This is a genomic window from Paraeggerthella sp. Marseille-Q4926 (genome assembly GCF_916618935.1).
GTDB lineage: Bacteria > Actinomycetota > Coriobacteriia > Coriobacteriales > Eggerthellaceae > Paraeggerthella > Paraeggerthella hominis.
In genome coordinates this window covers 456996-481831 of the sequence record NZ_CAKAKF010000001.1, presented here as the reverse complement: position 1 = coordinate 481831, position 24836 = coordinate 456996, and the positions used below count along the sequence as shown (strand labels likewise).

23 protein-coding genes are annotated in these 24836 nt (G+C 63.8%); 11 read left to right on the top strand and 12 right to left on the bottom strand.

Features of this window, described 5'->3' with window-relative positions:
* The first annotated feature begins 64 nt into the window (after positions 1-64).
* The 4 genes from LG373_RS01970 to LG373_RS01955 all read left to right on the top strand — a co-directional run bounded on the left by LG373_RS01970 (position 65) and on the right by LG373_RS01955 (position 4782).
* Positions 65-487, top strand: coding sequence for a flavodoxin (locus LG373_RS01970; protein ID WP_114566840.1), 423 nt, complete (start codon positions 65-67; stop codon positions 485-487).
* Between the two features lie 209 nt (positions 488-696).
* Positions 697-1944 (top strand): MFS transporter, encoded by a 1248-nt coding sequence (locus LG373_RS01965; RefSeq protein WP_225748838.1) that lies wholly within the window; start codon positions 697-699, stop codon positions 1942-1944.
* The gene (locus LG373_RS01960; protein WP_114566838.1) at positions 1941-2216 is read left to right on the top strand and encodes a metal-sensing transcriptional repressor; all 276 of its coding nucleotides are present in this window, start codon (positions 1941-1943) and stop codon (positions 2214-2216) included. The genes LG373_RS01965 and LG373_RS01960 overlap by 4 nt, the downstream gene beginning before the upstream one ends.
* A gap of 616 nt (positions 2217-2832) precedes the next feature.
* Entirely contained in the window at positions 2833-4782 is a 1950-nt protein-coding gene (locus LG373_RS01955) for a cation-translocating P-type ATPase (RefSeq protein ID WP_225748987.1), read from the top strand.
* On the opposite strand, the gene thrH is transcribed toward LG373_RS01955, so the two are convergent.
* A complete protein-coding gene (gene thrH / locus LG373_RS01950) occupies positions 4763-5365 on the bottom strand; it encodes a bifunctional phosphoserine phosphatase/homoserine phosphotransferase ThrH (RefSeq protein ID WP_114566836.1) in 603 nt (200 codons plus the stop codon). The two genes, LG373_RS01955 and thrH, sit on opposite strands and share 20 nt — an antisense overlap.
* 308 nt (positions 5366-5673) lie before the next feature.
* Between thrH and LG373_RS01945 the strand changes: the two genes are divergently transcribed.
* A complete protein-coding gene (locus LG373_RS01945; RefSeq protein ID WP_225748836.1) occupies positions 5674-6582 on the top strand; it encodes an NAD(P)/FAD-dependent oxidoreductase in 909 nt (302 codons plus the stop codon).
* 139 nt (positions 6583-6721) lie between these two features.
* Here LG373_RS01945 and LG373_RS01940 read toward each other — a convergent pair whose 3' ends face one another.
* Positions 6722-8137: an MATE family efflux transporter gene (locus LG373_RS01940; protein WP_225748835.1), complete on the bottom strand. Its 1416-nt coding sequence runs from the start codon at positions 8135-8137 to the stop codon at positions 6722-6724.
* 150 nt (positions 8138-8287) lie between these two features.
* Here LG373_RS01940 and LG373_RS01935 point away from each other — a divergent pair, with 150 nt between their 5' ends.
* Both LG373_RS01935 and LG373_RS01930 read left to right on the top strand, forming a co-directional pair.
* Complete coding sequence (locus tag LG373_RS01935) at positions 8288-8704, top strand: hypothetical protein (protein ID WP_225748834.1); 417 nt, start codon at positions 8288-8290, stop codon at positions 8702-8704.
* A complete protein-coding gene (locus LG373_RS01930) occupies positions 8698-9399 on the top strand; it encodes a helix-turn-helix domain-containing protein (RefSeq protein WP_225748833.1) in 702 nt (233 codons plus the stop codon). Before LG373_RS01935 ends, LG373_RS01930 begins: the two co-directional genes overlap by 7 nt.
* Here LG373_RS01930 and LG373_RS01925 read toward each other — a convergent pair.
* The 5 genes from LG373_RS01925 to feoB all read right to left on the bottom strand — a co-directional run bounded on the left by LG373_RS01925 (position 9285) and on the right by feoB (position 15867).
* Positions 9285-10247, bottom strand: a complete 963-nt coding sequence (locus LG373_RS01925) for a sensor histidine kinase KdpD (RefSeq protein ID WP_225748832.1) — start codon at positions 10245-10247, stop codon at positions 9285-9287. The genes LG373_RS01930 and LG373_RS01925 overlap by 115 nt on opposite strands.
* Positions 10248-10262: 15 nt before the next feature.
* Positions 10263-11039 (bottom strand): ABC transporter permease, encoded by a 777-nt coding sequence (locus LG373_RS01920; RefSeq protein WP_225748831.1) that lies wholly within the window; start codon positions 11037-11039, stop codon positions 10263-10265.
* Complete coding sequence (locus LG373_RS01915) at positions 11030-11953, bottom strand: ABC transporter ATP-binding protein (protein ID WP_225748830.1); 924 nt, start codon at positions 11951-11953, stop codon at positions 11030-11032. Before LG373_RS01915 ends, LG373_RS01920 begins: the two co-directional genes overlap by 10 nt.
* Before the next feature lie 496 nt (positions 11954-12449).
* Positions 12450-13160, bottom strand: a complete 711-nt coding sequence (locus LG373_RS01910) for a response regulator transcription factor (RefSeq protein ID WP_225748829.1) — start codon at positions 13158-13160, stop codon at positions 12450-12452.
* Positions 13161-13278: 118 nt separating this feature from the next.
* Complete coding sequence (gene feoB / locus LG373_RS01905) at positions 13279-15867, bottom strand: ferrous iron transport protein B (RefSeq protein WP_225748828.1); 2589 nt, start codon at positions 15865-15867, stop codon at positions 13279-13281.
* Positions 15868-16132: 265 nt separating this feature from the next.
* Here feoB and LG373_RS01900 point away from each other — a divergent pair, with 265 nt between their 5' ends.
* The gene (locus LG373_RS01900; protein WP_225748827.1) at positions 16133-17278 is read left to right on the top strand and encodes an ABC transporter substrate-binding protein; all 1146 of its coding nucleotides are present in this window, start codon (positions 16133-16135) and stop codon (positions 17276-17278) included.
* A 275-nt stretch (positions 17279-17553) separates the two neighbouring features.
* On the opposite strand, the gene LG373_RS01895 is transcribed toward LG373_RS01900, so the two are convergent.
* From LG373_RS01895 to LG373_RS01875, 5 genes are all read right to left on the bottom strand, one after another.
* Positions 17554-18429, bottom strand: a complete 876-nt coding sequence (locus LG373_RS01895; protein WP_225748826.1) for an ABC transporter ATP-binding protein — start codon at positions 18427-18429, stop codon at positions 17554-17556.
* Positions 18426-19556 (bottom strand): iron ABC transporter permease, encoded by a 1131-nt coding sequence (locus LG373_RS01890; protein WP_225748825.1) that lies wholly within the window; start codon positions 19554-19556, stop codon positions 18426-18428. The genes LG373_RS01895 and LG373_RS01890 overlap by 4 nt, the downstream gene beginning before the upstream one ends.
* Positions 19553-20098, bottom strand: a complete 546-nt coding sequence (locus LG373_RS01885; RefSeq protein ID WP_114566828.1) for an FmdE family protein — start codon at positions 20096-20098, stop codon at positions 19553-19555. The genes LG373_RS01890 and LG373_RS01885 overlap by 4 nt, the downstream gene beginning before the upstream one ends.
* Positions 20099-20207: 109 nt before the next feature.
* Complete coding sequence (locus LG373_RS01880; protein WP_181792559.1) at positions 20208-20603, bottom strand: metal-dependent transcriptional regulator; 396 nt, start codon at positions 20601-20603, stop codon at positions 20208-20210.
* A gap of 303 nt (positions 20604-20906) precedes the next feature.
* Positions 20907-21329, bottom strand: coding sequence for a 6-carboxytetrahydropterin synthase (locus tag LG373_RS01875; protein WP_114566826.1), 423 nt, complete (start codon positions 21327-21329; stop codon positions 20907-20909).
* A gap of 419 nt (positions 21330-21748) precedes the next feature.
* Between LG373_RS01875 and LG373_RS01870 the strand changes: the two genes are divergently transcribed.
* The 3 genes from LG373_RS01870 to LG373_RS01860 are packed head-to-tail and all read left to right on the top strand — an operon-like array spanning position 21749 to position 24755.
* Positions 21749-22768, top strand: a complete 1020-nt coding sequence (locus tag LG373_RS01870) for an alpha/beta hydrolase (protein WP_225748824.1) — start codon at positions 21749-21751, stop codon at positions 22766-22768.
* Positions 22741-24102 carry an alcohol acetyltransferase gene (locus LG373_RS01865; RefSeq protein WP_114566825.1) on the top strand — a complete coding sequence of 454 codons (1362 nt, stop codon included), beginning with the start codon at positions 22741-22743 and terminating at the stop codon, positions 24100-24102. Before LG373_RS01870 ends, LG373_RS01865 begins: the two co-directional genes overlap by 28 nt.
* Entirely contained in the window at positions 24099-24755 is a 657-nt protein-coding gene (locus tag LG373_RS01860) for a DUF6320 domain-containing protein (RefSeq protein WP_114566824.1), read from the top strand. Before LG373_RS01865 ends, LG373_RS01860 begins: the two co-directional genes overlap by 4 nt.
* Positions 24756-24836 lie beyond the last annotated feature (81 nt).

Here is a 24836-nt window from a genome sequence, read left to right as displayed (position 1 = left end):
TGTTTCGGCAACGCGTCCGCGTCGCTCGACCAGCGAAGGAACACCAACCCGATAGGAGCATGACATGAGCAAGATCGCAATCGTTTTCTGGAGCGGAACGGGAAACACCGAGGCCATGGCCGACCTTATAGCGCAGGGCGTGCGCGCGAAGGGAAGCACGGCGGACATCTTCCAAGCGTCCGACTTCCACGCATCCCACGTGGCCGATTACGACGCCTTCGCCCTGGGATGCCCCGCTATGGGCGACGAGGAGCTGGAGGACGGCGAGTTTCTTCCCATGTACGAGGAAGTGGAGCCTAAGCTGGCCGGTCGCACGGTGGTGCTGTTCGGCTCGTACGATTGGAACGACGGCGAATGGATGGAGCTTTGGGAGCATCGCGCCGAGGAAGCCGGCTTGATCGTGGCGGACTCCGTCATCGCCAAGGACTACCCCGACGACGAAGCCAGCGCCGAATGCGTGCGCGTGGGCAACGTGCTGGGCGAATAGGGATTTGAGTCGTCGGGCGGGCGGCTGAGGCGGTTGCAGCCCTAGCCCGCGTGCGCGGTTGCGGCTGCCGCGCACGCGGGCTAGGCTGCCGCCCGCCCGACGTCCGCACATTTTGTGAACCCGCGTTCAATCCTGGTAAAATCGCCGCGCTGTCCGCAGCAGCGGTGGCATACTGGGTCGGCTCGATCTCGAAAGGACCGCACCGACCCATGAAACGAAGCCTCATAGCCCTTGCCACCGGATCGTTCGCCTTGGGATTTTCCGAGTTCGTCATGATGGGCATCCTTCCCATCGCCGCGGCCGGCCTGGGCGTCAGCGTCCCGGACGCCGGAACCTTCATATCCTCGTACGCCCTGGGCGTATGCGCAGGAACGCTGTTTCTGGTGTTCGGAAGGCGCGTGCCTCCGAAAAGGCTCTTGCTCCTGTTCGTGGCGCTGATGATCGTCGGCAACGCCGCCGCCGCGGCAGCTCCCAATGCAGAAGCACTCACGGCGGCCCGTTTCGTTTCGGGACTTCCCCACGGCGCGTTCTTCGGCACCGCCACCATCGCGGCCAAAAAGCTGGCCGACCCGGGGCACGAAGGCCAGGCCGTCTCCATCATGGTGCTCGGCCAGACGATGGCGAACATGCTCGGCGTGCCCGGCGGCACGCTTTTGGCGGGCATGCTGTCATGGCGCGCGGCGTTTCTTTTCGTCGCGGTTTGGGCCGTCGGGTCGCTGCTGCTCGTGCTGCGCTTCGTCCCGCGCATCGATCCCATTCCCGACGCGGGCCTTGCCGGCCAGTTCCGCTTCCTGAAAAAACCCGGCCCCTGGCTGGTCATCGGCGCGGTGCTGCTGGGAAACACGGGCGTGTTCTGCTGGTGGAGCTACGTCTCGCCCTGGCTGACCGACGTAGGAGGGTTTTCCGCATCCCAGGTTCCCGCGCTTTTGGTGCTGGCGGGCCTGGGCATGGTGATCGGGTCGCTGGCGGGCGGGCGCGTATCGGACCGAACCACGCCGGGAAAGACGTCGGCAATCGGGCAGACCGTGGGGTGCGCGATGCTCGCGCTTATCTTCCTGTTCTCGGGAACGCAGGCATCGTCCGCCGCGCTCATGTTCGCGTGCGCGTTCGGCATGTTCTTCGTATCCAGCCCCCAACAGCTGCTCATGGTGAACGTCGGGCGCGGCGGCGGCGAGATGATCGGGTCGGCGTGCGTGCAGGTGGCGTACAACCTGGGCAACGCGTTCGGGGCGATGATCGGGCAGGCCGTGCTCAACGCAGGAGCCGGATACGCGTGGCCGAGCCTTGCGGGAGTGCCGTTCTCGCTTATGGCGGCCGGTTTGCTGGTGGCGTTCTTCCTGCGGTTCGAGAAGCGCTACCGCGTCGCGCCCGAACGCGCCGGCTGCGCTTTTCCAGTACAATACGAGCATGCGCCGCAAACGACGGGACATGCGGCGCCGTCGAAAGGAACGTCATGAAGCAGTGCATGGACGCCGACAACCTGCATCGCAGGCTGAAGAAAATCATCGGGCAGGTGCAGGCCATCGACCGCATGGTGGACCAAGACGTGCCTTGCGAAGACGTGCTTTCGCAGATCAACGCCGCAAAATCGGCGCTTCACAAGTGCGGGCAGGTAGTTCTTGAGGGACACATCCAGCATTGCGTACGCGACGGCATCGAGCACGGCGACGCCGACAAGACCATAGAAAGCTTCACGAAAGCGGTGGAGCGCTTTTCGAACATGAAGTGACGGCGCGCAAGAGCCACCGCGCCCCAACGCCGAACGCTGCGATCACAACCTGCTCGCAGCGTTCGGCGTTTTACGCGCGCGAAAAACCGTGCGAGTCGCTTCGACGCCCCGCCCCGTTGCTTCCGACCGCCGCGCTTCGCCTTGCCGCGCAGTTGAAGCCGGGGCTCGGCTGCACGACAGAGTCGCCGACCCGAGAGCGACCGCACGGCAAGGTCGCCGACCCGAGAGCGGCCGTACGACAGGATCGCCGACCCGGGTCGGTCGCCGCATACCTCGCAGCGGGGACCTTGCGCGCGAAAAACCGCCTTCGCTGGCAGGTTTTGACGGTTTGAGGTCGTCGGGTCGAGCCTTCCCTTCGCTGAAGCACAGCGTGCTTTCCGTTTTGCCTGGTCATAGCTTTGGGCTTCTACGGCGCGCGTTCATAGACGCCTACCCGGACGAATGCGACAACCCCTAAACGCAAAAACCTGCCAGCGAAGGCGGTTTTTCGCGCGCAAGGTCCCCGCTGCTCCCCCATACGACAGCGAAACATGCTTCATACCATAAAAGTTTTCCTTGGATAATTTTTATCGGCGCGCTATTATACATATACCCCTATAGGTATATGTATAAGGAGATGGTCGTGGTGCGCATACCGACGTTGGAAAAGGTCGAAGAGCTCATGGATGCGGGCGGCACCCGCAAAGACATCGTCTTGCTGGCGGTTTCGGCCTTGGCGCTTGCCGTCAGCTTCTTCGCGCCCGGACTGCTCCCCTTCGATCCGGCATGGATCGCCATCGTCTTATGCGGCGCGCCCATCGTGATCGGCGCGGTCATAGGCCTGGTCACCGAGTTCGACGTCAAAGCCGACGTCCTTGTTTCCATGGCGCTCATCGCCGCGGTGGCCATCGGCGAGAATTTCGCCGCGGGCGAAGTCGCCCTCATCATGCAGCTTGGCGCGCTTTTGGAGGAGCTGACAGTAGCGAAAGCACGGGCAGGCATCGAGGGCCTGGTCAAACTGTCCCCGCGAACGGCGCGTATCGTGCACGGAGACGACGTGCGCACCGTCCCCGCCCAAGACGTGCAGGCTGGAGACGTTGTGCGCGTGCTTCCAGGAGAAACGGTGGCGGTCGACGGCACCGTGATCAGCGGCTGCACCTCCATTGACGAATCGGTGATGACCGGCGAGCCGCTTCCCGTGGACAAAGCACCGGGCGACCAGGTGAAAAGCGGTACGGTGAACCAATTCGGAGCGTTCGAGATGCGCGCCGAGCGCGTTGGCGAGGACAGCTCGCTCGCCCGCATGATCAGCCTGGTGGAATCTGCCGACGCGGGCAAAGCCAAGATCGTTCGGCTGGCCGACCGCTGGGCTACGTGGATCGTCGTCGTGGCGTTGGCGGCCGCTGGCGGCACCTGGATGGTCACGGGCGAGATCATCCGAGCGGTCACTATCCTGGTCGTATTCTGCCCTTGCGCTCTGGTTCTGGCTACGCCGACCGCCATTATGGCGGCCATCGGCAACGTGACCAAGCACGGGATTCTTGTGCGCGAAGGCGATGCGCTCGAACGCCTGGCAACGGTGCGCAAAGTGGCGTTCGACAAAACGGGAACGCTCACTCACGGACAGCCGCAGGTAACCGCCGTAAGCGGGGGCGATCGCCTGTACTCCTTGGTTGCCTCAGCGGAAAGCATGAGCGAGCATCCCCTGGGCAAGGCGGTGGTACGCGGGTGGCGCGAGCACGCGACAACCAAAGCGAGCGCAGCCGACCCCCTGCCCCCCGCAACCTTCCAGATGATCCCCGGGCGCGGCGTTCGAGCTTCCGTTCAAGAAAACGATGTGCTTGCCGGCAACCGGGGGCTTTTGCTGGAGCAGGGAGTTCTCGGCATCGAAAGGATCGAGGCGTCCTCGCTGCCGCACGCCGACCAAGGATGCACCTTGGTGCTCGCCGCCGTGAACGGGCGCGCAGCGGGATTCGTCGCCCTGTCCGACACCGTGCGGGACACGGCGCGCAAAACCATCGAGGGCATCAAGGCGCTCGGCATCGAGCCCATCCTTCTGACGGGAGACCACGACCGAGCGGCACGGCGCATAGCAGCGCAGGTCGGCATCGAGAACGTGAGCGCCAACTGCCTGCCCGAAAGCAAAACCGCCGCCATCGAGCGCCTTGAGGCGGCGGGCGAGCCCGTATGCATGGTGGGCGACGGCATCAACGACGCGCCCGCGCTCAAGCGCGCAACCGTGGGCATTGCCATGGGGGGAACGGGCAGCGACATCGCCGTGGACGCCGCCGACATAGCGCTCGTGCACGACGACATCGCAGCCCTTCCCCACTTGCTTGCGATCTCTCGCCGTATGATGACCGCCATCAAGCTGAACATGACGTTCTCGATGACCCTCAACTTCATCGCAATCGCCCTGGCCATGACGGGCGTGCTCGATCCCGTTGTGGGGGCGCTCGTGCACAACGCAGGATCGATCGTGGTCATTGCGAACTCGGCCACGCTGCTCTCATGGAAGGCGGGCGGTACGCCGAGAACAGCGCGCCGCCCGCTTGAAGACAGCGACGCTAAACCAGCGCTGCCTTGATGGCCGCCAACAGGTCGTCGTATTCGTCGAAGGCCGGCAGCTCGGGATTGTCGGCCTTGATGGAATCGGGGCTCTTGAACAGGAAGCCCGCTTTGCCGGCCTTGATCATGCCCAAGTCGTTGAAGCTGTCGCCTGCGGCGATGGTGTCGAACCCGCACGATTGCAACGCGCGCACCGTGGTCAGCTTCGACTGCTCGCAGCGCATGCGAAAGCCGGTGATCTCGCCGCTTTCGGCAACCTCGAGCTCGTTGCAGAACAACGTAGGCCAGCCCAGCTTCGCCATGAGAGGCATCGCGAACTGCGTAAACGTGTCGCTGATGATGATAGCCTGCGTCGTGGCGCGCAGCTCGTCCAGGAATTCCTTGGCGCCTGGAAGAGGATCGATGCGCGCGATGGTTTCCTGGATCTCCTTGAGGCCCAAGCCGTGCTCGCGCAGGATGTTCAGGCGGTACGCCATCAGCTTGTCGTAATCGGGCTCATCGCGCGTGGTGCGCTCGAGCTCCGGGATGCCGGTCTCCTTTGCGAACGCGATCCAAATTTCCGGGACCAGCACGCCTTCCAAATCCAAGCAAACCAGGTTCATAAGGGCCTTCCTCCTGATAGAGCGACGGATGCCGTCGGCAATCGGGTTTCTCAACAAGCCCATGATAGCGGCTAACCTGCGCCGCCTGCGCGAAAAGCAGACGTGCGGGCCGCTTTTCCGGGCGCTGCCGACGCGACAAGCGCCGCCCGCGGATCGGCAGGGACTTGCGATCCAAGCGCCTGCAAAGCAGCCACCGCACCCCGACCGCATCCATAACGCATCGTTATAGGCAGATAAGCAAAGGTGCGGGCACCCCGGAAGCACGCGCGCCTACAATGGACGAAACGCCATGCGAAGGAGGCATCATCATGCACGATTACGACATCGTCATCGTAGGAGCGGGACCGGCGGGCATCAGCGCCGGCATCTACGCAGTCAGCCGCGGCCTCAAGACGCTTGTGCTGGAGCGGGAGTCGGTGGGCGGCATCATCGGAAGCGTATCGACCGTCACCCATTACGCCGGAATGCCCGAAGCGGAATCCGGCGCCGCGTTCGCGCGGAGGCTGCAAGACCAGGCGATCGCGGCGGGCGTCGACATCGCGTACCAACAGGTTCGACGCGTTGCGCTTGCCGACGAGGTCAAAACGATCAGCACCGGCACGGACGTCTACCGCGCGCCGCGCATCGTGCTGGCAAACGGCGGCACGCCGCGCGTCTTGGACGTGCCCGGCGAAGTCGAGCTGACGGGAAAGGGCTGCGGACTCAACGCCGCGCGCGACGGGGCCGCCTATCGCGGAAAGAGCGTCTACGTCATCGGAGGTGCGGACGGAGCGGTCAAAGAAGCGCTGTTCCTCGCGCGCTTCGCGCATCGCGTTCGCATCGTGTGCGTGGAGCGCGAACTTGCCTGCGTCGACGAATTCCGCCGCAAGGTGGCAGCAACCCCCGCGATCGAAGTGATCCCTTTCACGGCCGTCGGTGCCCTGCACGGCGCCGACCGCGTGGAGGCGATCGACCTCGTATCGCTCGCAGACGGCAGCGCGCGCACAATCGAAGATCCCGGCTGCGGAGTGTTCGTATACGCGGGCTGCGCCCCCAACACCCAGCTCTACGCGGACCAGCTGGTGCTGCAAGACGGGTACATCCCCACGAACGAGCGCATGGAAACCGCGCTGCCCGGCGTGTACGCCGCCGGCGACATTCGCGTGAAGCAGGTGCGGCAGGTGGCCACCGCCGTAGCCGACGGAGCCGTGGCCGCCGTCAACGCCGCTTCACGCTAGCGCGCCCGCCGCTCGCTTGCAAACGAAGGGCGAGCCGAGCGGAGTCCGAGCCGAGCCGAGCGGAGTCCGAGCCGAGCCGAGCGGCGCGAGGCGCTCGCAACGCCTTGCGTCCCGCCCGACCCGTCCGTCCCGCAAGGCCCTACGCTTGCGCAAGACCCTCGTTATCAGGCGGCGCCTCGCATGCGCCAGCAGACCGAGCGCCCGATCCTATCCGGCGAAGCGTCGAGACCATCACGATGACCGTAGCCACCGCCAACAGGGAGTCGGTCAGCATGCAGGCCAGCCACACGCCGTGAATGCCCAGACCGGCAATGCGGGGAACGGCCAGCACCAGCGGAATGAACAGAAGGATGGGGCGCGCCAGCGCAAGGACGGTCGCCTTGCCTCCCTGCCCAACGGCCTGCAGCAGCGTAATGCCCATGACCATAGCCCCCATGGCAACGTACGGGAAGAACAGGATGCGGAAATCCTGCGCGCCCATGGCCACGATGGCCGGGTCGGTAATGAAAAGCGAAAGCGCCGCGTGCGGAGCCAGCATGGCGGGAATCCAGAACACCAAGGCCAAGCCCGTCGATCCCAAACAGAAAGCCGCCGTCACCTTGCGCACGCGGTCGTACCTTCCCGCGCCGAAGTTCGTTCCAACCGCCGGCTGGTAGCCGTTGCTCATGCCCCACAGGGGAATGAAGGCGAACGCCTGGATGCGCATGGCGGCGCCGAAAAGCACCTGCCATTCAGGTCCGCCCCATTCAGCTGCGGCTCGGTACACGACGGCCTGCTGAACCAGCGTCAGCACCTGCATGAGAAAAGCCGACACGCCCACCTTCAGAACTTCGGACATAACGTCTCGATCAATGGCCAACCGTCCGATACGCGCCGTTTTCTCGCGCTTGACGAACCACCACAGCATGACCCCTCCCAGAACAACCTGGGAAAGCACGGTGGCAATGCCCGCTCCTTCGATGCCCAGCCCCTGATCGCGCAAGGCAAGGATGAACAACGGAGCCAGCACCATGTTCAGAACCGCACCGCCGCCCATGATGGCCATAGCGCGAACAAGCTCGCCTTCGCCGCGCATGACCATGTTCGAGCTTTGCGCGAAGTTGACGAACAAGCTTCCCATGAAAAGAATGCGCAGGTAGGACACGGCCATGTCGAGCATCGGGCCCTCAACGCCCGTCAGCATCAGCAACGGCCGCGTGAACATAACGCCGACCACCGTGATGACCAGGGAAAATCCCACACTAGCAACCACAAGGTTTCCCATGACCTTTTCGATGGTTCGCTGGTCGCACGCGCCGATGGCGCGAGAGAGCACCGAAGCCGACCCCATGCCGATCATGGCCGCCAGGCCAGAGCTGACGAACGTGAACGGATACGCTACCGAAACGGCGCCCATGGCGTCCACGCCGATAAGCTGACCGGCGTATATGGCATCGACGAACGTGTACAAGCCTATGACGAGCATGCCGACGATGCCCGGAAGGCTCAACGACGCCATCAGCCTTCCGGGCGATTGCTCAAGCATAACGGCGCGCTTTTCTTGCTGACGAGTCATGGCGTCTCCTTCGGAACGTGTGACTATTGCGAACGACGGCATGCGATGCCGCACGTTCCTCCTTTTATGTTAACTTTATCTAACTTATGAGTCATGCAAGCAACGCGCAAGCGCAAGAGAGCAAACGCGTCGAATCGCAAGGAGGTCGCGTTGAATCGACAGGAAGGCTCTACGTTCAATATCATGCAAGACATCGTGCTGCCCTGCGTACGCGACCTGAACATGCGCGAAGCTCCGCGCACGAGCGCCGACGGGCACGCTACGCCGCTGCGCGAAGGGCGCTTCTTTTACGCGCCCGAAGACCAGGCATCCGGCTACTATTGGGTGTACGCGAATCGGGATTTCGCCGTATCGGTCACCTCGATGAGATTTCGCCGAGATTTTCAGCAGCATTGCCTTCATCCGCGACTCGTGTCGGTGAGCTACCTGCAAGCAGGATCGTACGTCAGGCAGGACACGGGGCTCGTCGTAAAAGCCCCGTACTTGGAGGGGCAGCCACCAAAGGATGCTCTTGGAACTCCTCCCACAAAGCAGGCCAGCTTCTGCACAGCGTGGGCATCATGCTGACGCCGCCCTTTTACGAACGCTACCTGGGCGCGATATATCGCGGAGAGTCCTTTTCCGCCGAAGATGCGTTCGCAAGCATTGACGGACTGACCGATTTTTCCGAGATGATCGTGCTGATGAAGCAAATCGAAGCGTACCGCGGCACGGGGGCATCGGCACGGCTGTTCTATCGAAGCAAGGTGGAGGAGGCGGTAGCCCTTGTGGTGGACAAGTCGCGCAGCCTAGCCGCGCGGTCGGGCGCCGACGAAGCAAGAAGCCCGTTCGCAAGCGCGCTTTCGCGCGAAGACGCCCGCGCGATCGAACGCGTTCGGAAACGCCTCAACGAACGGCTGGCCGATCCCGTCAGCGCCCTTGAACTGACGCGCATCGCGTGCATGGGGCAAACGAAGCTGCGTCGAGCATTCAAGCAAGCCTACAGGTGCACCATCGTCGAATACCGTCAGAGAAAACGGTGTGCACGCGCGGCCGAACTGCTCGCCTCGAGCGGCGCGTCCGTCGCGCAAGCTGCCGCAACCGTGGGCTATCGTCCCGAACGGCTGGCCGAGCTGTTCGCGCGCATTTACGGCGCCACCCCGAGCGTCTACCGAGAATCGCTTGGGCAAGCGGGCAATCTAGCCTCGAACACGATCCACGTCGACGCGTCGCGTGCTTCGACGCGCGCATCAAGCGTGCCGCCCATACGTTCCACCAGGTGACGCGCGATCGAAAGCCCTAATCCGGAGCTTTCCTGGGATCGGGCGGCGTCGACCGTGTAAAACGGCTCGAACAAGCGCGCAACCTGGTGCTCGTCGATGCCTTCGGCATCGTTGGCAAACGACACCGTCACCCAGCCGTCGCACGGCGCCGATCCTTCGCGCGCGTACGCCGCATCCACGACAAAACAGCTTTCCGCGTACTTGCCGGCATTGTGCACCAGGTTCGCGAACACGCGCTCCACGGCATCGGCGTTCGCGCGCGCGAAAAGCGGGCCGTCCGGGATGGACGCGCGCACGCTCGTCCCCCGCCTCTCCAGCAACCGGTACTGTCCCGCGATCGATTCGCGCAGCAGCCTTGCCGCGTCCACCTTTGCAAGCTCCAGGGAAAACCCCTCGCCGCGCACGCGCGAAAGCTCGTAGAATTGCGCGATCAGGCGCTGCAGCGATTCCGCCTTGCGCTCGACCGTGGCAAGCGCCGCACGATCCTCTTCGCTCAAAGGCCCCGCATCGACAAGCGCCAAGTAGCCCTGGATCGAAGTGAGCGGCGTGCGCAAGTCGTGGCTTATACGCTCGATCTGCTCCTTCAGCTGAACCTCGCGACGCGCGTAGAGCACCGACTGGCGGCGGATGCCGTCAAGCGCGCGGTTCACGGTGCGCAGGAAGGCTTCCAGATCGCGGTCGGGACACGGCATCTTCACGATGCGGTTGTCCTCCAGATGCTCGACGATGTCGCGCAGCTCGCGATCGGCGCGACGCAGCGACCGCTTGAGCGCGAAGCAGCGCATGCCGAACCATGCCGCCGCGCCCAGCGCGAGCAGCAGCGCGATAGCGAACGCCCCGTTCGGCATGCCCTCCCCCTTCCGCTACAGTTCCGTTTTTCCAATGCGCCACAAGCCCGCCACCGAGAACGCCGCGATGCCCGCGAACCCGGAGATCAGGCACTTCGCCAAGCCTTGCGGCGTATCCCATAAGAACTCCGCCGCGCCGCTCATGTTGATGAGCACCTCGTTCGCGAAGAAGTTGTACGGCATCCAGCTGGCAAGCACGGCCACCGGCTCGACCACGCGGCCCACCGCGTCGAGCGCCACGGGAACCAGGCACACGACGGTCAACCATATCATAAACGCGTTGGCGGGCTTCGGCGAGACGATGCACGCGGCAACTGCCAGCACCACGCACGCCACCGTGAACGGCAAAGCCGAGAGCACGCCTTTGACCAGGTGCGTCGCAGGTTCTAAAACGGGGCCTTCCAGAAGCAGCGCCGCGCTGCCAACGTACACGATCAGGATGACCGCCAGCCCCATCAAGCCCCACGCAATCGACACCAGGCACTTGCCTGCGAACAGGTCGCGCCGCGCAAGCCCTTGGGCTATCTCGTTTTTGAGCGTGCCGTTCTTGCGATCGTCGCCGAACAACAGCCAAACCAGCAGCCCGGCCATGAAAAACAACGCCCCCAGCGACATGATCACGTTGCTGAGTGAAAAACGCGCGGTGGCGTACGGGAAGTCGGGCGTGCCGGCCATGACGGCCAGAAGCACGTTCGCAGCCAGCACGATCGCGCACAAAACGCCCACGAGCAGGTATCCTTCCTTGCTCCGCGCAATGCGGTACCACTCGCTTTTCATATAGTTCAGCAGCATGTTGCCCCCTGCTCCTTCATTTCCAGATAGTACTGCTCAAGCGACATCTTCCGACGTTCCAGCTTGGAAACGCCCATGCCGTGCGCGCTCGCCAGCGCGCTGAACGCCTCGATGCCGTGCCGCGGATCGAGAATGCGAACCGTGGAGTCAGGAAGAACCTGGTAGCGGTCGTGGTGCAGCTCGGTTTCCAAAAGAACCGCGTAGCGCGGGGCGTCCGACACGGCGATGTCTATGCAGTCGGCGCAGCGCACACGAAGCTCCTCGGCGCCCACCTGCTCCAAAAGCCGGCCCTTGCTCAAAAACGCGTAGACCGTGGCCATCTGCTCAAGCTCGGCCAGATGATGGCTCGACACCACCACGGTGATGCCCTTTTCCCGATTGAGCCTTTGCAGAAGAACGCGCATCTCGACGATGCCGCTGGGATCGAGCCCGTTCGTCGGCTCGTCCAAAATAAGCACCTCCGGCTCCCCCAACAACGCCATGGCCAGGCCCAACCGCTGTTTCATGCCCATCGACAGGTCGCGGCACGCACGGTCCTTCGCGTACGACAGCCCCACGGTGTCGAGCGCGCGCGAAACCGCGTCCCTGCCGGGAACGCCCCTGCGGATGCGGCAGCATTCCAAGTTCTTCTCCACGCTCAAGGCCGGATAGAAGCCGGGCTGCTCGATGACGACCCCGATGCGCGCCCGCTGCCGCTCAAGGTCGCGCGGCGCGCTCGCGCCGAGCAGGCGCAGTTCGCCCTCGGTGGGAAACGCAAGGCCGCACAGCAGCTTGAACAGAGTCGATTTACCGGCTCCGTTGTCTCCCACCAGGCCGAACACCTCGCCGCGGCGCACGATGACGCTCACATCCTCGAGCGCGCGAACGTCGCCGTAGCGCTTCGTCAGCCCTCTTGTCTCGATAACCGATTCCATGGTTTCCGCTTGCCTTTCCACATCGTCGCTTCGCAATGGGCGGACCTCGTCGATCTCGGCTCGCCATCGCACGAGAGAACCTTACCGCCCCGACGTGAAATAAGTCCTCAAGAAAGGATAAAGAAAGAATAAAGATGCGATCGCGCGTCGAGCTTTCGGCAGGAGGCCGACGCGCCGTCGAACCCGCCGAGCCGCCCGAGCCCGACGAACCACGCGCTCGTCCCGTCACATCCTTTTCCCGTCGTCGCTCCGCCACACCCTCTTCATCGAGGTTCTGTCAAAACGAACGAGTTTTGCTGGTCCTCAAGTCAGGATAAATGCAACGCGCAAGCCTCTGAACAGGCATGATGAAAAACGCCCCTTGGCAACCTGCCTGCAAGAGGCGAAAAATCCCCGCAAAACTCGTCCGTTTTGACAGAACCTGGAAACCTCCGTGGCGAATTGAGGCGTTCGCCCCCGTCAATCCCACCAGCCCCGTCCGGACCCCCGAAAAGACTCACGACAGCTTGAAACCGATGCCCCAAACGGTTTTGACGTACTCTTCATCCGGCTCGACGGCAGCAAGTTTCTTGCGGATGTTGCTCACGTGCACGTTGACCGTGTTGTCCTCGCCGTAGTAGCCGCTCTTCCATACCAGCTCGTACAGCAGCTCGCGCGAAAACACCTTGTCGGGCGCCTGCATAAGCACGTGCAGAATATCGAACTCGTGCGCGGTCAGCGCCACCTCCTCGCCACCGAGAAACACCCGGCGCGTAGCCGCATCGAGGCGCAGGTTCTTGAACGAGTACGACTCCTCGCGCTCTGCCGGCAACGCGGCGCCCGCGCGCCGCAGCACGGCCTGCACGCGCGCGACCAGTTCTTCGGGCTGAAACGGCTTCACCAGGTAATCGTCGGCGCCCTGTGCCAGCATGTCCACCTTGTCGGACAGCCCCGCCTTTGCCGACACCACGATGACGGGCGTCTTCAGCCCCCGATCGCCGCGCATGAACGCGATCAGCTCCGGGCCGTCCATGCCCGGCAGCATCATGTCCAGCAAAACCAGGTCGAACGCTTCGCGCTCCAGATGAAGCCGCGCCTCGGTGCCCGAATACGCATGCACCGCGCGATAGCCGGCCCGCGTCATGACGGTGCCCAGCAGCGCGTTGATGTCGGGGTCGTCCTCCACCACGAGAATGCAGCCCAACGCCGCACCGTCCATCTCGACCATCAGCAGTCAATCCTCCCGTATTCCCAAGCACGCGTTCGCATGGCCGCCCGCGCGAACGGCTCGACGCGGCAGGGCGGCGGGCAGCCTCGATGCCGCCCGTTTCGCCTTCGTTGAAGCTCTAGCGCCTTCGCGCCCGATCGTCATGCTGCGCATCGGCGCGCGCAGGCTCGGATTCGAACGACCCGCCGTCCCCGTCAACCGCGCGCGGCACCGGCACCTGCGCGCAGCCTTCGCAGCCATCGCACGACGACCCGCATCCGCTTCCCCTCGCGCGGCGCGAGCGCATGCGCGCCAAAGCCAGCACGACGAGCACCGCCACCAGCGCTCCCACCGCCAGCGTCCACGCGTTCTCTCCGGCGTCCACCGCAAGCGTTCCCACGCCGTGCACGACGAACGCGGCAACCCACGCCACCGCCAACTGGCCGAACACCACGCCGAGCGCCCACTTCCCGCCCAGTTCGCGCTTCACCGCCGCCACCGCCGCCACGCACGGCGTGTACAGCAGGCAGAACACCAGCAAAGCCAACGCGGCCACGGAGCTCATGACGGCAACCAGGCTCGCCGTGCTGCCGAACAGGATGGACAGCGTGGACACGACGCTTTCCTTGGCCATGAAGCCGGTGACGAGCGCCGTCGAAATCCGCCAATCCCCGAATCCGAGCGGCGCGAACACCGGGGCGATCCAGCCGGCCACCACGGCCAGCATGCTGTCCTCGGAGCTCGCCACCATGTTCAAGCCGAAGTCGAACGTCTGCAAGAACCAGATGACGATGGTCGCCACGAAAATGACCGTGAAGGCGCGCTCCAGGAAATCCTTCGCCTTCTCCCACAGCAGCTGACCGACGCTGCGCGCGCTGGGCATGCGGTAGTTCGGCAGCTCCATGACGAACGGCACGGCCTCGCCCGAGAACAACGTGCGGCGCAACGCCAGCGCCACCAGCACGCCCACCGCAATGCCGCCGAAATACAGGCCCACCATCACCAAGGCCCCGCTCGTCGGGAAGAACGCCGCCGTGAAGAACGCGTAAATGGGCAGCTTAGCCGAACAGCTCATATACGGAGTGAGCAGGATGGTCATCTTGCGATCCCGTTCGGACGGCAGCGTGCGCGACGCCATCACGGCCGGAACCGTGCACCCGAATCCGATCAGCATGGGCACGATGCTGCGCCCCGACAGGCCTATCTTGCGCAACAGCTTGTCCATGACGAACGCCACGCGCGCCATGTAGCCGGAATCTTCAAGAAGCGACAGGAAGAAGAACAGCGTGACGATGATCGGCAGGAAGCTGAGCACGCTTCCCACCCCGTTGAACACGCCGTCGATGACAAGCGATCGCAGCCCCTCGTTCACCTGGGCGGCGGTCAGCGCAGCGGCGGTCACGTCGGTAAGCCACCCGATGCCGGCGTCCAGAACCTCCGAAAGCCAGGCGCCCACCACGTCGAACGTAAGCCAGAACACAAGCGCCATGATGGCCGCAAAGGCAGGTATGGCCGTATAGGTGCCGGTCAGCACGCGATCGACAAGCATGCTGCGCGCATGCTCGCGGCTCTCGTGCGGCCTGACCACCGTGTCTTCGCACACGCGCCCGATGAAGCAGAAACGCATGTCGGCGATAGCCGCCGCGCGGTCGAGACCGCGTTCAGCCTCCATTTGGGCCACGATGTGGTCGAGCATGTCCTTCTCGTTTTGATCCAGATGCAGCTTCTCCAAAACAAGCGCGTCGCCCTCCGCCAGCTTGCTGGCGGCGAACCGCGGCGGAATGCCCGCGCGCTCGGCATGGTCGTCGATCAGCGCCATGATGCCGTGCAGGCAGCGGTGCACGGCGCCGCCATGCTCGTCAGCCGCGCAGAAGTCCTGGCGAACGGGCGGCTCCTGGAAACGCGCCACATGCAGCGCGTGCTCCACCAGCTCCTCGATGCCCGCGTTCTTGGACGCCGAAATGGGAACCACCGGAATGCCCAGCAGCTCTTCCATCTCGTTCACCAGGACGGTGCCGCCGTTGCCCTCCATCTCGTCCATCATGTTAAGGGCCAGCACCATGGGTATGTCCAGCTCAAGCAGCTGCATGGTCAGGTACAGGTTGCGCTCGATATTGGTGGCGTCCACGATGTTGATGATGCCGCGCGGACGATCCTCCAGCAAAAACCGCCTGGTAACCACCTCTTCGCTCGAGTGGGGCGACATCGAGTAGATGCCCGGAAGATCCGTTACCAACGCCTCGGGATGCCCCTTGACCACGCCGTCCTTGCGGTCGACCGTCACCCCGGGGAAGTTGCCCACGTGCTGGTTCGCTCCGGTCAGCTGATTGAACAGGGTTGTTTTGCCGCAGTTTTGGTTTCCCACGAGAGCGAAGGTGAGCGGCGTTCCTTCGGGCAGCGGGCTTTCGGCGGCCTTGTCGTGGAACTTCCCGCCCTCGCCCAAACCCGGGTGAGGCAAGGGGCGCCGCGCAAGCGGCTCCCGACGAGGTTCGCTGGCTTCGCGCACATCGTCGATCTCGATCTTCTGCGCATCGTCCAAACGCAGCGTCAGCTCGTAGCCGTGGACGCGCACCTCCACGGGATCGCCCATGGGAGCATGCTTCACCATGGCGATGTCGACTTGCGGAATAATGCCCATGTCCAGGAAGTGCTGGCGAAGCGATCCTTCGCCGCCAACCCCCACCACCGTGGCGGCCTTCCCAATGGGCAGGTTGTTCAGGGTGCCCAATGCGTCTCCTTGCGCGGCTGCGGCGAATCCCCCGCCGAGCCGCCGTCTCTCGTCTTTTGCTCGCAACCATGGTACCGCGAAACGGGCGCCTTGGGGCACAGAAAGTTGCCCGAGGCAAACGTCGAGCACGCATGAGCAGCGCAACGCCCGCAACCGCTCGCTCTTCTTGGTGTTACGAATTCCGATTTAGTATTAATTTAATGTTACGAATTTCTATTCCGTGTTACCATCGCGCAAGAGGGAGGCCTAAACGAAAGGAATCAACATGCCCCAACTGAAAACGACGAAACGGCTTCGGCTGATCGCCGCGGTGCTGCTGGCCGCCGCGATCAGCATCCTATGCCTAGGAGGATGCGGCGCCGGACAAACCGAGAGCGCACAGCAGGATCCCCCGGCAACTTCGCAAACCGTCACGGTTACCGACATGCTCGGTCGCAGCGTCGAAGTCCCCGCCGAAGCGCAACGCCTCATAGGCATCGGATCGAGCTCGCTGCGGCTGATCTCGTACCTGAACGCCGCAGACAAGGTGGTCGGCGTGGAGCAGTCCGAGCTGAAGGACAACGTCACCTGCAGCTATCGCCATGTCAACCACGAAACGTTCAAGAACCTGCCCGTCATCGGCGACGGAGGGTCGAAGGGAACCACCCCGAACGAAGAAGCCATCATGCAAGCGGCGCCCGACGTCGTGTTCGCCTCGATCGACAAAGACGCCGCCGACGCCCTCCAAGAAAGGACCGGCGTTCCCGTAGTGTGCCTGACCTTGAGCAACGTGGTGTTCGACCAGGCGTTCTACGACAACGTCAACCTGGTTGGAAGCATCGTTGGCAAGCAGGAGCGCGCGGCGGACATCGTCCGCTACATGGAGGACACGCGCGCAGACCTCGAGAAGCGCACGGCTGGCCTTCCCGCCGACCAGGTCAAAACGGCGTACGCAGCCGGCATCAGCTTCCGCGGCGGCCACGGCTTCGCGGGAACGGAAGCGAACTTCCCGCCCTTCCAAGCGACCAACGTGAAGAACGTCGCCGACGTGAACGGCGCGAGCGGAGCTTTCGACATCGACCTCGAAGCCATCTCCAGCGCACAGCCCGACTACGTGTTCGTCGAAAGCGGGAACCTGCCGCTCGTGAAAGAGGACTACGAAGCCAATCCCTCCTACTTCTCCGCGCTCAAGGCGGTGCAGGACGGCAAGGTGAGCACGCTCATCGCCTATCGCTTCTACGCCACCAACATCGAGCTGGCCTTGGCAAACTGCTACCAAGTAGGAGCAACCGTCTACCCCGCGCAGTTCGCCGACATCGATCCCACGCAAAAGCTCGACGAGATCACGGAGTTCTTCTTGGGAGCCAGGCTTTCGAGCGACCTTGCCGCCGAAGGGTGCGAATTCAAGCAGATCGATCTGGCAAGCCTGTAGCGCCCGAGCACGGCCGCAGGGCTACGGAGCAGCCGCGCAACCTCCCGCATTCGTGCGTTCGGGTGCTCGACCTCGGCGTCGAGCACCCGAACGTCCCGTTGCGCGCCCGCGCAACGGGACGGCGGCACCCGTCACCTCGCTCGTTCGCGGTCGGCTCCGGGAATTGTCGATCCAAAAACACGTTTTCGGCCCCGAAAACGTGTTTTTGGATCGACAATGAAAGCGGGCGCGCCTTGCGACCGCGAACGATAGCGAGCACCCGTTGCGCCGCGCCGTCAGCCAAGCGGCACGGCTACCGGAACGTCGCCCACCGCGTCCACCTTGAAGCCCACGTCGTACGTGGCCGACAGAGCCTCGTCGGTCACCGCCTCGCGGTCGCCGTACGCCACCACGCAGCCATCGCGCACCAGTAAAAAACGATCGCAGAATCGCAATGCCAGGTTGATGTCGTGGATCACCAGCACCGAAGCGATGGACTCCGAAGCGGTCACGTCGCGCACGATGCCCAAAACCTCCAGCTGGTTCTTCGGATCGAGCGCGCTCGTGGGCTCGTCGAGCAGCAAAACCTTCGGCTCCTGCGCAAGCGCACGGGCGATGAACACCTTCTGACGCTCGCCTCCGGACAGCTCGTCAAGATAGCGCGCGGCGAATCGCTCAAGCCCCAGACGCTCGATCATAGCGGACACCACCCGGCGATCGCGATCGGACAACGACCACGAAACATGCGGCTTTCGCCCCAACAGCACCTGGTCGTACACGCTCAAGTGAGGGATACGCTGCTGCTGCGCAACCAAGGCAATGCGGCGGGCGACGTCGCGGCGGCCGAGCGACGCGACGTCGCGACCATCGACCTTCACCGACCCCTCGCTCGGGCGAACGATGCCCGCCAAAACGTTGAGCAGCGTAGACTTCCCTGCTCCGTTGTTTCCCAGGATGGCCAGCATCGACCCCGCGGTCGCCTGCACGTCGATGCCGCGAAACACCGGCTTTTCGGCAGCGGGGTACGCATACGCCACCGCCTCGGCGGACAGCACGGGGCGCTCGGGGATTCGCGAATCGGCCGCAGGAGCGTCGAACACCTCCTGGAGCAGTGCCCGCGCCTCCTCGACGCTCACGGCAGGATCGCCCTTCCCCAACTGCTCGCACCTCATCGCTTGCACCCCTTGTACAGCAGGTACAAAAACAGCGGCGCGCCCAGAAACGACGTGATGGCGCCAATGGGGAGCACTACGGGCGATATGACCATGCGCGCCGTAAGGTCGCTGGCCAGCATGATGATCGACCCCAGGACAAGCGATGCCGGCAGCAAGAAGCGGTAGTCGTTGCCCACAAGGCGGCGAGCGATATGAGGGGCAATGAGCCCGATGAAGTTGACAAGCCCCACGAACGACACCATCGCCGCCGCCATGACCGTAGACGCCACAACGCCCAGCACGCGGCAAGGCACCACGTTCACGCCCAAGCCGCCCGCAACCTGGCCGCCGTTTTGCAACGCGTTGTAGTTCCAGCGATTCGCGAAAAAGTACAGCGCGCACGCAGCACCCACCAGGGCCATGAAGCCGATTTGAGACCACGTTGCGCGGCCCAGGTCGCCGAACTGCCAAAAGATCACTTTCGTCAGGGCAAGGTCGTCCGAAAAATACTGGATGATGGTCGACGCGCCCGCCCACAAAGCCGAAAGCGCAACGCCCACCAGCACGATGCTCTCCGGGCTGGAAGACCCCAGCCGCGAGAACAGCAGCACCACCGCGCTCGACGCCAAGGCGCCAGCGAACGCGAACAGGGCGACGGCGCCCATGCCGATCCCCGTGGAAGCGCCCGCCACAACAGGAGCCACCACAAGAAGGGCCAGCGTGGCGCCGAAGGCAGCTCCCTGGGAAATCCCCACGGTCGATGCGGATGCGAGCGGATTCTCCAGAACGCTTTGCAGCACAGCTCCCGCCAGCGCCAGGCCGGCGCCGGAAACGATAGCGCACAGCACGCGCGGCAGACGAATGGATCGCACGGTCATGACATCCTGCGCAGACCCGATCCCCAACAGCGCCTGCGCGCTGGCTAGCGGGTTCATGTCGGAAGCGCCACTTGCGAGCGCGCACAGAGAAACCGCGACGCACACGGCAACGAGCACGGCGACAACCAGCCAGTTCCGTCGCTCGATGCGCGCCTGAGCATGCGCCGCCCTTCCCGAACCGCGCGCCGAGGCCGCCGAAGCCGAAGCTGCCGAAGCCGAAGCCGAAACGCCCGCATCGCCTTCGGCAGCCATCAGGGACCGAATCACCAGATTCCCTCCCGCGCGTACGCGTCGTAGCAATCGCGGCACACCAAAGCGCCCTGCTGCACGCGCAGGCCGTACTCGGCCGTCGATTCGCCGCACACCGCGCACTCCTGCGACGCGAACAGCCGCGCAGGCTCCGGAAGACCGTACGAGGGCAGCCCCACGTCGAACAGCTGGTCGTACGGCGTGCTCAGGATGTACGATTGAAATTCGTCGCGGCTTCTCTCGCCGGATCGGGCCGTGAACACAAGGCGCACGGCGCGGTCGGTGCCGCGCACGAAGAACGAGAACGCCATCTTGCCGCGCAATCGCGGAATCAGGTTCGACTTGCCGTACGTGCAGCCCAGAACAACCTGCACGGCATCCACGCCGCACGCATCGTTCTCGGTCACGCACACGATCTCCTCGTCAACGGCGGGAAGCTTCGCCGCATCGAGCCCCAGCTCCGCAATGGCCCCTTCGCACGCTTTGAATCCTATAGCGAGCCCCGGGCACGTGTGCCCATGAAACGACGCCGCCCGCGTCCACCACGTTTCGTCCAGCATGGCATATTCCTTCCGTACGATGTGCAACCGTTTCGTCGCGCATCGTAACACGGAATTCAATTTCGTAACACTTTCAATCTGCGGACGGTAGAGAAGCGGACCCGTGCTGCTACGAATGCGGCCTTTCGGAGCACTTCAGGCCAATGCTGTCAGCGTAGGCGACCCAACGCTCGAAGGACTCGTCGCTAATGGCATGCTCCATCTTGCAGGCTTCCTCGTCTGCGACGTCCTCATCGATGCCGATGACCTTTGTCAAGAACGCCAGAAGAAGCTTATGGCGGTCGAGCACGGAGGTGCCGTACGCCATCCCCTTCTCGGTCAGGGTGATGCCACCGTAAGGCTGCTGGTCGACATAGCCTTCACGTTTGAGCACGATCACCGCCTTGCTCACCGACGCTTTGGAAACCGATAGCGCGTCGGCTAGGTCAACCGAGCGCACGACGGCCCGCTCGGGACCGCTCAGCTCGACGATAGCCTCCAGGTAATCTTCGCCGGACATGGACATTCGCTCCACGACCCGCCTCCTTCCCCTCCCCCTATGCCCGAATCCAGTCGAAACAAGAAAAGCGGAGGGAAGAAGGGGGGATCTTCCCTCCGCTTGCATGATGCGGCAGTCGGCCAGACGAGAGGAGCCTCTGCCGCCGGGTCAGCGGATTCACAATCGATAAGGCAGCGCCTCGTTCGATGTGAGTTATCTTAGGTGAACTTATACGTGCCGACAAGGGGAGTTAGCCTAGGTATACAATTTCTTCACATCTGGATTCGGAGGCTCTTCGGGAAGGTTCGCGCGTTGCCGTTCGCGGTCGCATCAGCGCGCGCGGTACACGGCGCAGTTGTTCGGAGTCTCGTACATGTCCACCTGCGAAACGGGCAGGCCCTGCTCAGTCAAGCGTTCGCAAACGTAGCGCGCCAGGTTCTCGGCCGTAGTGCGAAACGGCAGCACAGTCAAGCTGAAGCCCTCTGCGGCGAGCGCGGCCAACGTGGCCTCGCCAAGCGAGCCCTCCTCCACGAGGAAGGTGTGGTCGAGCTCTTCCGCCAGATCGCGCACCGCGCGTTTGAACACGCCGAAGTCCAGCACCATGTCGCGCATGGTCCCTTCGGTTTGGAGCTCGCCGGTTTCCAGGTAGACCACCGTGCGCCACCGATGGCCGTGCAGGTTCTCGCACTTGCCATAGTAATCGGTCAGGAAATGGGCGGAATCGAAACTCGCCTCCGTTTTGAGTCCGTACATAGCACGCTCCTCGTCTCATGCAGCCGTCGCCCTTCGATCGGGCGCGGCGAATCATCGTTTTTCGCCATCATAGCAAAGCGCGCGGCGAATCGGCCCCCGCGGCGCGCAAGTACGTCATCGCCGCTCGAAACGTACAGGTTTCGAGCGGCCCGCGCAACCGCCCCCTCGCCCGCCGTCGCCCGCGCCCGCACCCGGCCGCCCGTGCGGATTCGGCCGGGCAAGCGCGGGCGAAGGCGAAGGCTGGCGGGTGCATTCCGGGCGACGATGCGCCGCAGCGATGTGTCGGCTTCGCTCCGAAAGGCCCCGCGCGCGAAGCTTGTGCTACGATGCTCAGACGAACCGACGCGGCGCGCCGCCGCGCCGCCCGATCCGCGCCAACCGCGCCGGGCGGCACCGTCTCCGCGAAAGGACGACGAACCATGCCCATGAACAAGGCCATCCTGGCAGCCTATCGAGCCGCCACGCGGATCAGGCCCGACATCAAAGAGTTCTACAAGGCGCAGCGCGCCGCCGAGGACCTCAGCGCCAAGCTGGCCATACCCAATCCCCGCTGCCGCGTCGACGACGCCTTCGCCGTCATGCCGGACGACTACCGCGTGCCCCTGCGCATCTTCACGCCGCTCGACATCGACTTCTCGCTTGCTTCGGGCTTCAAGGTGTCCGAAGACTGGCGCGGCACCATCCTGTTCTTCCATGGAGGCGGCTGGGTCAACGGCGACGTGGACTTCTACGCCGACGCTTGCTCCACCATGGCGCTCAAACTCGAGCGGCGCGTGGTGTCGGTGGACTACCGGCGCGCGCCCGAGCACCGATTCCCGCAGGCCTCCGAGGACTGCTACGAAGTGACGCGCCAGCTGTTCGCGGGAAAGCTGCTGCCCGACGTCGATCCCCGTCGCATCGTGCTGCTCGGCGACAGCGCAGGGGGAAATCTAGCCGCCGTCGTATCGCTCATGGCGCGCGACCGCGGCGCGTTTCGCCCGCCTACGCAGGTGCTGCTCTACCCCGTCACCTACGACGATCACGACCCGCGAACCTCATGGTTCGACTCGGTGCGCGAAAACGGCGAGGACTACCTGCTCACCTGGCGCGACATACGCGGGTACATGGAGCTGTACCGTTCGTCGCCGACCGATTACGCCAACCCCTACTTCGCGCCGCTGCTCGATCCCGACCTTTCGGACCAGCCGCGCACCCTGGTGGTCACAGCCGAGTACTGCCCGCTGCGCGACGAGGGCGAGGCATACGCGGCGCGCTTGGAGCTGGAGGGCGGCAGCGTGCAGTGCTACCGCGTGCTCGACGCCGTGCACGGGTACCTGCTGTATCCTTCGGTGGTCGGCGCGGTCAGAGACACCTACCGGATCATCGGGCACTTCCTTGACGGCACCGACCTGAAGCGAGAGGACAAACCGGCGTGGCTCGGAATACTTGGTACCGACTAGACAACGTAGGCAAGTTCTACTCATCCCAAGCCGGCAGCTCCGCGCAAACGGTGTTCCGCTACGCAGCCGAGCTGGTCGACGACGTCGACCCGCAGGCGCTGCAGCGCGCGCTCGACAAGACGGTCGACACGTTCCCCGGGTTCAACGTGTGCCTGCGCAGCGGCATGTTTTGGCACTACCTGGAGCAAGCGCCGAAGCCGCCCGAAATCAGCCGCGAGAACCTTCCGATTTGCTTCGGCCTGCACGTCGACGCGAAAAGCGTCCTGTTCCGCGTCAGCTATTATCGAAACCGCATCAACTTGGAGGTTTCCCACATCGTCTCCGACGGGCGCGGCTCCTTGAGCTTCTTCAAGATGCTGCTGCACGTCTACATTCAAAAGCGCTACGGCGTGGAGGGGGTGCCGTTCGAATACGACGGATCTGACCACCAAAAGCACGAGGACAGCTTCGACAAGTACTTTGAGCGGGACAAGGCCGCGGGCACGCGCGCGCCGAAGATCTACCGGCTGTCCGGCTGGCGCGACAAGGCCGACCCCACGTTCATGGAATACCACCTGCCCATGCAGCGCGTGCTCGACCTGGCGCGCTCGCACGGAGTGAGCCTGACGTCGCTTGTGATCGCAGCGGTGATGTGCGCCATTCGCGCGGAGATGCCGCGTCGCGACCGCCATCGCGCCATTCGCATCGACGTGCCCGTGGACCTTCGGAGAATCTTCGAATCGGCCACCACCAAGAACTTCTTCGGCTTGGCTTTCGTGTCCTACACGCCCGGCGATCAGGACGAACCCGTGGAAGTCGTAGCCGCCCGCGTGCAGGACCAGCTGAAGGTGGCGACCGAGGCAGAAAACCTCAAACCGCGGATGAACCGCATGATCGCGCTCGAAAAGCACCCGGCCCTGCGCTTCGCCCCGCTGTTCGTGAAGGACATCGCGCTCGAACTGGCAGACCGCATGGTTGAGCGCGAAACCACGACGACCGTATCAAGCCTGGGAGCTATCGGCGTCGACGAGCGCCTGGCCCCGTTCATCCGCAACGTCAACGTGCTGACCTCCACCGTCGGGCTCAACTTCATGGTGTGCTCGTTCGGAGACGATCTGAGCATCGGCATATCCACCACGTACTCGAACCCCGACGTGATCAAGAACTTCTGCCGGTACTTCTCGGACCAGGGCATCGAAGGGTACGTCAACATCAACAAAACAAGCGAAGAAGTAGCCGAGGATCGCCTGGAAACCAAACTGGAGACTTCGGTCAAACGATGGGGCGGCCAGGTTCCCGCACATGAAGAAGGCGCCGACGACGGCGCACCCGAAGGAGAAAGGGAACGACCGTGAGACGTTGCGAGAAGTGCCGCGTCGAATTCACCGGCGACCTCGATCGCTGTCCCTTGTGCCAAGCCGAGCTTGCCGGAACGGCAACGCCGTCGGCGTTTCCGCGAAACGAAGTGCGCAAGTCGGGAGCCATGGCCCTTGGCGTCTTGGCCTTCGTGAGCGGAGCATGCCTTTTGGTGATGGCGTTTCTGGGACGAATGCTGTCGCTTCCGGGCGACATCGTGGTTTCGGTGTGCGTGGCGTTGGTGGTGAACTACCTGTTCGTACGCAACATCCTTGCGCATTCGCCGGACTTTTTGCGCGTGGTGGTACGCTACTTCCTCATTTTGCTGGGCATTGCGGCAGCATGGTTTCTGGTCACGGGAAACACGCTGGTCACCACGTTCGTCATACCGGGAATATGCCTGGTGGCGCTGGTGTTCGACACGGTGCTCGTGGCCGTGTTCAAAGACACGTTCGTGGCCGGGTACGCGAAGTACCTGCTCTTCGACGTGGTGCTGGGGCTGGTTCCCCTTGCGCTCATCGCGCTGGGGCTTACCACCTGGGAGATCCCCGCGCTTTCGAGCGCGCTCGCAGCAAGCGTGTTCTTGCTGGGACTGCTCGTGTTCATGCGAAAGCAGCTGATGGACGAGGTTCGCAAGCTGTTCCTGGCATAGCGCGGCGGCAAGCCGCGCCTCCGGGCGTCGGCGAACGTCGGCGCATGCCGGCGAACGTCGGGCAAACCCTCCCGAAAGCCA